General features: G+C 71.4%; 8 protein-coding genes. 5 read left to right on the top strand and 3 right to left on the bottom strand.

The features are described 5' to 3' along the window. Positions 1 to 100: 100 nt before the first annotated feature. Together FV233_RS27365 and FV233_RS27360 are read right to left on the bottom strand one after the other, a co-directional pair. Positions 101 to 1,009 (bottom strand): cell envelope integrity EipB family protein, encoded by a 909-nt coding sequence (locus tag FV233_RS27365; protein ID WP_147899403.1) that lies wholly within the window; start codon positions 1,007 to 1,009, stop codon positions 101 to 103. Positions 1,010 to 1,427: 418 nt separating this feature from the next. Next, a complete protein-coding gene (locus FV233_RS27360) occupies positions 1,428 to 3,272 on the bottom strand; it encodes an ABC transporter ATP-binding protein (protein ID WP_147899402.1) in 1,845 nt (614 codons plus the stop codon). Positions 3,273 to 3,416: 144 nt separating this feature from the next. On the opposite strand from FV233_RS27360, the gene FV233_RS27355 reads away from it, so the two are divergent. The 5 genes from FV233_RS27355 to FV233_RS27335 all read left to right on the top strand — a co-directional run bounded on the left by FV233_RS27355 (position 3,417) and on the right by FV233_RS27335 (position 5,491). Beyond that, positions 3,417 to 3,962, top strand: coding sequence for a helix-hairpin-helix domain-containing protein (locus FV233_RS27355; protein WP_147899401.1), 546 nt, complete (start codon positions 3,417 to 3,419; stop codon positions 3,960 to 3,962). An 84-nt stretch (positions 3,963 to 4,046) separates the two neighbouring features. Beyond that, positions 4,047 to 4,235: a type II toxin-antitoxin system HicA family toxin gene (locus FV233_RS27350; protein WP_147899400.1), complete on the top strand. Its 189-nt coding sequence runs from the start codon at positions 4,047 to 4,049 to the stop codon at positions 4,233 to 4,235. 17 nt (positions 4,236 to 4,252) lie between these two features. Then, positions 4,253 to 4,660, top strand: coding sequence for a type II toxin-antitoxin system HicB family antitoxin (locus FV233_RS27345; protein ID WP_147899399.1), 408 nt, complete (start codon positions 4,253 to 4,255; stop codon positions 4,658 to 4,660). Positions 4,661 to 4,840: 180 nt separating this feature from the next. Then, positions 4,841 to 5,083, top strand: a complete 243-nt coding sequence (locus FV233_RS27340) for a type II toxin-antitoxin system VapB family antitoxin (RefSeq protein ID WP_092043145.1) — start codon at positions 4,841 to 4,843, stop codon at positions 5,081 to 5,083. Positions 5,084 to 5,095: 12 nt separating this feature from the next. Beyond that, on the top strand, positions 5,096 to 5,491 hold the full coding sequence (locus FV233_RS27335) for a type II toxin-antitoxin system VapC family toxin (protein WP_147899398.1): 396 nt from the start codon (positions 5,096 to 5,098) through the stop codon (positions 5,489 to 5,491). 37 nt (positions 5,492 to 5,528) lie between these two features. Here FV233_RS27335 and trpB read toward each other — a convergent pair whose 3' ends face one another. Continuing rightward, positions 5,529 to 6,770, bottom strand: a complete 1,242-nt coding sequence (gene trpB, locus FV233_RS27330) for a tryptophan synthase subunit beta (RefSeq protein ID WP_147856761.1) — start codon at positions 6,768 to 6,770, stop codon at positions 5,529 to 5,531. Positions 6,771 to 6,784 lie beyond the last annotated feature (14 nt).

The raw sequence follows: 6,784 nt of genomic DNA, 5'->3' as shown, positions 1-6,784 counted from the left end.
GGCCTGACGGCCGGCCCACCCTCCCCCGCAGAGGGGGGAGGGAGATGCGCGCACGGCCTTCCGCCTCATCCTCGATCCAGAATGACCCTCGGCCCCAGCCTCACGGCGTGCAGCCCTTCTCGCCCTCCTTGGCTGCGGCCCGGCCGGCCTGATCGTCGATGTCGAGGGTGGTCATGTCGCCCAGGATGGCGAACTCGCCGTAATCGAGCTTGAGCGCGCCGCTGACCCCGTTCTCGTAGAGGTCGAAGCCGAGGGTGTAGATCGGCGTCCGCTCCCCCGCCCCCGGGGTGTAGTAGCTCAGCCGCACCGGCCAGTGCGGCATGCCGGAGAGCGGCCCCGTCCGCAGAGGCTTGTCGCGGGCGGCGTCGGCGGCCGGGCCGGCCCCGGCATGGCCGATCACCGCGAAGGTGTCGTAGATCTTCTTGCCGTCGTCGGAGCCGTCGAACACCTTGGCCGAGAGGGTCGCCTGGCCGCCCCGCGCCGCCGCGATCAGGTGGCGCATGTGCTCGCTCGGGAACAGCACCGGCCCCTCCACGGCGAAGGACTTGGCGCCCTTCAGCTTCACGGTCACGCCGTCGCCCTGCTCCGAGGCGGTGCCGTCCACCGGGGCGGCGGGCTGGTTGTTGGTCAGGGTCGTGGTCTTGAACCGGAACTCCCGGCCCTTGCCGCCCTCGAAGGTGGTGCTGCGCATGTCCGACAGGCGCGGCCCGCTCTCGCCGGAGGAGAGCTCCGTCACCTGCCGGGTCAGCATGGTGTAGCCGCGGCAGGCATCGCCCCGGAAGTCGATGACGATGCGGCCCCGGGCGCTCTCCACCGAGCGGGTGCCCCCGCCCTCGGCCAGCGACAGGTCGTAGACCGCCCGGTGGTTGGCGAGCACGATCTCCCCCGCGGGCGCGGGGGCCTCGGCCTTGGCCTCGGGCGGAGGCGGCGGCTCGGAGACGGCCGGCGCGGCCTGCGCCCCCCAGGCGGAGACGAGAAGGCCGGCCGTCAGGAGGTGCGAGAGGCGCATGGATGATCCCGGTTCAAGGTCCGCCAGATAGCAGGCGACGCGAAAGGGGCAATCGTCGGGCATCGGGGCGGTCCCCGATACGGGGTTCCCATAGCGCAGATCACGCGCCCCCCTCTCCCGGACAGGTGAAGCGAAGCGGAACCTGATCCGGGACCCAGCACACGAAGCGCCGCGCCAGCGGCACAGGTCGATCGGACGGACGCTGCGCGCCGTCATGTGCTGGGTCCCGGGTCGCATTCCGCTGGCGCTGCATGCGCCCGGGAAAGGGCCCTGCAGACCGGCTCGACGCCCTGTCCCGGCTCTCGGCCCAACACCGTGAAAGAGCTGGGGCTGAGCGGAGTATCGGGGCAAAGCCCCGATGGACCAGGGCGCCGCCCTGGACCCGCGAAAGGTCCCGGACCTTTCGAAACCTTGACGTTCACCGGTAGCCTTGGGCCTGCAGGGTGAACAGCTCGGCGTAGCGGCCGCCCCGCGCCATCAGGGCGGCGTGGCTGCCCTCCTCGAGCAGCCGGCCGCCCTCCAGGACCAGGATCCGGTCGGCCATCCGCACCGTCGAGAACCGGTGCGAGATCAGCACCGCGGTGCGGCCCGCCGACAATTCGCGGAACCGGGCGAACACGTCGTGCTCGGCCCGGGCGTCGAGCGCCGCGGTCGGCTCGTCGAGGATCAGGATCTCGGCCTCGCGCATGTAGGCCCGGGACAGCGCGACCTTCTGCCACTCGCCCCCCGACAGGTCGAGGCCGCCGGCGAAGCGCTTGCCGAGCGGCTGCGCGTAGCCCTGCGGCAGGCGCGCGATCACCGGGGCGGCGAGCCCCCGGACGGCGGCCGCCGCGATGCGGTCCTGGTCGCCGGCGGCCTCGATCCGGCCGACCGCGACGTTCTCGCCCGCCGTGAGATCGAACCGGACGAAGTCCTGGAAGATCGCCGCGACCCGCGCCCGCAGGGCGTCGAGGTCGTAGGCGCCGAGCGGCAGTCCGTCGAGCAGCACGCGGCCCTCGTGCGGGTCGTACAGCCGGGTCATCAGCTTGACGATCGTGGTCTTGCCGGCGCCGTTGCCGCCGACCAGCGCCACGGTCTCCCCGGCCCGCACCGCGAAGGACAGGCCGCGCAGTGCCCAGGTGTCGGTGCCGGGATAGCGGTAGCCGACATCCTCGAACACCAGCCCGTCGCGGATCGGGCTCGGCACCGGCGCGGGCCGTGCGGGCGAGCGGATCTCCGGCCGGATCGCGAAGAACGAGAAGAAGTCGTCGAGATACTGCGCCTGGCCGCTGATCTGGGTGAGGCCGAGCAGCAGCCCCTCGATGCCGCCGCGCAGGCGCTGGAAGGCCCCGGCCAGGAAGGCGAGGTCGCCGATCGAAAACGCCCCCGCCACGGTCCGCCAGACGATCACCGCGTAGGCGGCGTAGTAGGCCAGCGTCCCGAGGCTCGCGAAGGCGAAGCCCCAGCGCGCCCGGGCGGTGGCCAGCGCCCGGTTCTCGGCGAGCAGGTCTTTCGCGAGGCCGGCGTACAGCGCCGTGATGTAACCCGAGAGGCCGAACAGCTTCACCTCCTTGGCGGTCTCGACGCTGGCGCCGAGGTAGCGCAGGTAGTCGATCCGCCGCCGCTCCGGGCTGCGGATCCAGGCCAGCCGATAGCCGGCCTTCGTGAAGTGCCACTCGTTGAGCAAAGCCGGCACGAGGGCGGCGGCGATCAGCACCACCAGCCAGGGCGTGAAGGCCGCCACCCCGGCGGTGAGCGAGGCGAGCGTCACCAGCGCCTGGAACTGGCCGAACACCGTGCCGATCAAGCCGGTGCGGCCGCTGACCTGGCGGCGCGCCCGCTCCAGCCGGTCCTGCTGGGCGCTGTCCTCGAACTGCGCGAGATCGAGCGAGGCGGCATGCGCCATCAGCCGCACCGAGGCGGCGTTGGCGTAGAGGTCGCCGATCAGCGTCTCGGTCAGGCTCGCGAGCCGGCCGGTGAGGTCGGACAGCAGGGCGAGGCCGAGTTCGGCGGCGACCAGGATGGCGAGGCGCGCCCGGGCCGGATCGGCCAGCCAGTCCGCGAGGCCGGCCTCCGCGGCCGGGCGGGCATGCTCGGCCACGATCCCGTCGAGGATCAGCTTGGCGAGGTAGAGCGACAGGATCGGCAGGAACGCCGCCACCAGGCGCAGGGCGAGGCTCGCCGCCAGCAGGCGCGGGCTCGCCGCCGCGATCTCGCGGAACAGGGCCGGCAGGTAGCGCAGCGCCCCCAGGCGCTCGCCGAGGCGCGCGATCGGGTCGGTCATCGCCGGCCGGTCCGGGCCTGCGCCGGGGCGGATCGCCTGTTGACGGCGGGGGCCGTTCGGCCCGGGATCCGGGCGTTCGATTGGCCGGCAGGTCGCAAGAGCATTATCTGGAGCCTGAAATTCAATGTCATCGTCGAGTGACGCGTGTTGAGCGGCCCCGCAATCCTGCGCATTTCCATCCTGCTGATCCTGGCCGGCATCCTGGCGGCGTTGGTGCAGTCCATGCTGCCGACCCCGGCGCCGTCTCCGGCCCCCGTGGCCGAGGCGCCCGCCGCCAGCGTCCCGGCCGAGCCGCCGCCACCGGACCCGGCGCCCCGGCCCGTCGCGCCCGCGCCGGCACCGGCACCGGTCCCTTCACCGACCCCGTCGCCGCCGCCGGCGCAGCAGCAGCAGCAGATGCCGTCCGACGCCCTCGCGTTCCCGGCCGAGCCCGTCCCGGCCCAGCCCGGCCTCGATCAGGGCGCGGCCGAGATCGACCGGGCCGAGGACGATGCCGGCCCCCGGGCCCTCGCGATCCTCGACCTGAACACCGCCTCGGTGGCCGACCTCAACAAGCTCCGGGGCGGCGGCGCGATCGGCCGGGCGATCACCGCCAAGCGCCCCTACGCGTCCGTGGACCAGCTCCTGTCGAAGCGCGTCCTCAGCCGGGCGGTCTACGAGAAGATCAAGGATCAGGTGACGGTGCGGTGATCGCCTCGGGGCCAGCCACCGGCGAACACCCTGGCGGCACCCGCCGCGATGTGCAAATAAATACACATTGCGGCGGAACCTCCCATGCCCAGGGTCGAGACGGATCGCAGGACCATCGTGGATCGGTTGATCGCCGCGGGCTGGGTCCGCGAAGGCGGAACCAAGCATGAGAAATTCTCTCACCCGAGCCGGCCAGGCATCAAGATCATGGTGCCGCGACACAGGGTACTGACGCCGGGCGTCGCCCGCAGCATCGCCAGCGCCGCAGGCTAGATCTGAGGAGGACGCGCATGTCCCGCTACACCGTGCTGATCGATGGCGAGGCCGGCGCCTACGGGGTCGCGTTTCCCGATTGCCCCGGTTGCACCGCCATGGGCGCGACCATCGATGAGGCGATGGTCAACGCGACGGCGGCCCTCAACGAGTGGATGAGCGATCGGATCGCCGCCGGTTTGGCGCCGCCGGCGCCCCGGGCGCCGGAGGTTCTGAGGGCCGACCCGACCCTGACCGAGGCCCTGACCGAGGCCACGCTCGGCGTGGTTCCGCTGCTGCTCGATTCCGGCCGGCCCGTGCGCGTCAACGTCTCGCTGGATGCCGCGGTGCTGGCACAGATCGATACCGCCGCCCGGGCGCGGGGCCTCACCCGCTCGGCCTTCCTGGTCTCCGCTGCGCGGGACAAGATCCGGGCCGAGGGCTGAACCGATCCACGTTCGGCGCACCAGTCCCGACAGATCGTGCCGAGGACCGCGGATCCTCGAATGGGTGGAGCGTGCGCGAACCGATCGTGCCGGCGACACCCTGCTCACCCGAGACCCGCCCTCCTTGCGGCACGTACGTATAAGGCCTAGGGATATTATGGATATCTGGAAAGCATATACATGCCGCTCTACGTCAAGGATCCGCAGGTCGATGACCTTGTCGTCCATCTCATGACGCTGTTGCGCACGACCAAGGTCGACGCGGTGCGCCGAGCGCTTCAGAACGAGATCGCCCGTCAGACTGGCAAGGTCGATCTGGTCGAGCAAACGGTCGACTTCGTCCGAACGCTTCACGAGCGGGCCGGGCCACACCCGAAGCCTGCCGACAAGGCATTCATCGATAGCCTCTACGAGCGCGATTGAGGCGGATCTGCGATGTTCGTGGATGCTTCGGCCCTCACGGCGATCCTGACCGACGAGGCCGACGCGCGCGCGCTGGTCGCTCGGCTGCAGCGGGCGCGCCGCCGCATGACGTCGCCCCTGGCCGTCTGGGAGACCGTCGTGGCCGTGGCGCGCCGCCTCGACCTCCCGATCCCGGAGGCGCGCGATGCGGTGCGCGCCTATCTCGACCTTGCCGGCATCGAGGTCCTCGCCGTAGCCCTGGAGGCTGCCGAAGTTGCCCTCGACGCCTACGACCGCTTCGGCAAGGGCCGGCATCCCGCTGGTCTCAATTTCGGCGACTGCTTCGCCTACGCCTGTGCCCGAACGCACCGGGTTCCGCTGCTCTACAAGGGCAACGATTTCCCGCTCACCGACATCGAGGCCGGGTGAGGCGCGGCCGCGGGACGGGATCCGGGCCGCTCCGCGCTCAGAGCTTCGTCCCAAAGATCTCCGCGACCTGCGGGATGTCCTTGTCGCCCCGGCCGGACATGTTGAGCACCATCAGGTGCTCGGCCGGGCGCTGGGGGGCGATGTCCAGCACCCGGGCCAGGGCGTGGGCCGGCTCCAGGGCCGGGATGATCCCCTCCAGCATCGAGCAGAGCTTGAACGCCTCCAGGGTCTCGGAATCGGTGGCCGAGAGGTACTGGACGCGGCCCATCTCGTGCAGCCAGGCGTGCTCGGGGCCGATGCCCGGATAGTCGAGGCCCGCCGAGATCGAGTGCGCGTCGGAGATCTGCCCGTCCGCGTCCATCAGCAGGTAGGTGCGGTTGCCGTGCAGCACCCCGGGCTTGCCGCCGGTGAGCGAGGCGGCGTGCAGCCCGGACTGGACCCCGTGCCCGGCGGCCTCGACCCCGAAAATCTCGACCTCGCGGTCGTCGAGGAACGGGTGGAACAGCCCCATGGCGTTGGAGCCGCCGCCGATGCAGGCGATCAGCGAATCCGGCAGGCGGCCCTCCTGCGCGAGCATCTGCTCCCGGGTCTCGCGGCCGATCACCGACTGGAAGTCGCGGACCATGGCGGGGTACGGGTGCGGGCCGGCCACGGTGCCGATGCAGTAGAACGTGTCGGCGACGTTGGTGACCCAGTCGCGCAGGGCCTCGTTCATCGCGTCCTTGAGGGTCTTGGTGCCGGATTCCACCGGGATCACCTCGGCCCCGAGCATCTTCATCCGGAAGACGTTGGGCGCCTGCCGGGCGACGTCGACCGCGCCCATGTAGACCACGCATTTCAGCCCGAACCGGGCGCAGAGGGTCGCGGTGGCGACGCCGTGCTGGCCGGCGCCGGTCTCGGCGATGATCCGCGGCTTGCCCATGCGGCGGGCGAGCAGGATCTGGCCGAGCACGTTGTTCACCTTGTGGGAGCCGGTATGGTTCAGCTCCTCGCGCTTGAAGTAGACCTTGGCGCCGTGCCCGGCCGGCGCCGTGGCGCGCATGTGCTCGGTCAGGCGCTCGGCGTAGTAGAGCGGGCTCGGCCGGCCGATATAGTGGGTGCCGTAGCTCGCCATGTCGGCCGCGAAGGCGGGATCGACCTTCGCCGCCTCGTAGGCCGCCTCCAATTCGAGGATCAGCGGCATCAGCGTCTCGGCGACGAACCGGCCGCCGAAGATGCCGAAGCGGCCGCGCTCGTCGGGGCCGGTGCGGAAGGAGTTCGGTTCGGGGGCGATGGTCACGGGGCGGGTCCTTC

It is taken from the genome of Methylobacterium sp. WL7 (assembly GCF_008040085.1).
GTDB classification, from domain to species: domain Bacteria; phylum Pseudomonadota; class Alphaproteobacteria; order Rhizobiales; family Beijerinckiaceae; genus Methylobacterium; species Methylobacterium mesophilicum.
Note: the sequence above shows the minus strand (reverse complement) of the source record. Positions and strands in the feature narration are given on the sequence as shown.

What these genes read in the sequence shown, in the direction of transcription:
- FV233_RS27365 (WP_147899403.1), bottom strand. Translation starts at nt 1,009, where the DNA reads ATGCGCCTCTCGCACCTCCTGACGGCCGGCCTTCTCGTCTCCGCCTGG.
- FV233_RS27360 (WP_147899402.1), bottom strand. Translation starts at nt 3,272, where the DNA reads ATGACCGACCCGATCGCGCGCCTCGGCGAGCGCCTGGGGGCGCTGCGC.
- FV233_RS27350 (WP_147899400.1), top strand. Translation starts at nt 4,047, where the DNA reads ATGCCCAGGGTCGAGACGGATCGCAGGACCATCGTGGATCGGTTGATC.
- FV233_RS27345 (WP_147899399.1), top strand. Translation starts at nt 4,253, where the DNA reads ATGTCCCGCTACACCGTGCTGATCGATGGCGAGGCCGGCGCCTACGGG.
- FV233_RS27340 (WP_092043145.1), top strand. Translation starts at nt 4,841, where the DNA reads ATGCCGCTCTACGTCAAGGATCCGCAGGTCGATGACCTTGTCGTCCAT.
- FV233_RS27335 (WP_147899398.1), top strand. Translation starts at nt 5,096, where the DNA reads ATGTTCGTGGATGCTTCGGCCCTCACGGCGATCCTGACCGACGAGGCC.